Genomic DNA, 359 nt, shown 5'->3' with positions numbered 1-359 from the left:
AAGTACTATTATAAATTATTATATAAGAAATAAGAAATGCTAAAGACATTGATAAAAATAGATATATTAAATTGAGACTTCAAGATGTATAAATTAATGTTGTTGTAATAACACCCGGACCTGTAATTAATGGAATAGCCAGGGGGGTTGCAATAATATCTTCTAAATAGTTCATTATTATCTTTTATATTTACATGAGATGGAATATCCTTTACCAATATTTCAAATGCAATATAAAATAAAAATATTCCTCCAGCAATTCTAAAATCTATTAGAATTTATTCCCAAAATTATTAAAAACCAATTACCACATAGAAATATTATTAACCATAACAAATATGCAATTAAGAATGCTCTAT

At 23.7% G+C, this 359-nt stretch carries 1 protein-coding gene; it reads right to left on the bottom strand.

Features of this window, described 5'->3' with window-relative positions; genetic code table 11:
- Nucleotides 1–79 precede the first annotated feature (79 nt).
- Nucleotides 80–175 carry a MarC family protein gene (locus LUA84_RS01620; RefSeq protein WP_231434147.1) on the bottom strand — a complete coding sequence of 32 codons (96 nt, stop codon included), beginning with the start codon at nucleotides 173–175 and terminating at the stop codon, nucleotides 80–82.
- Nucleotides 176–359 lie beyond the last annotated feature (184 nt).

The organism is Candidatus Nanopusillus massiliensis (assembly GCF_920984865.1).
This window is presented reverse-complemented; position numbering and strand designations above follow the sequence as displayed.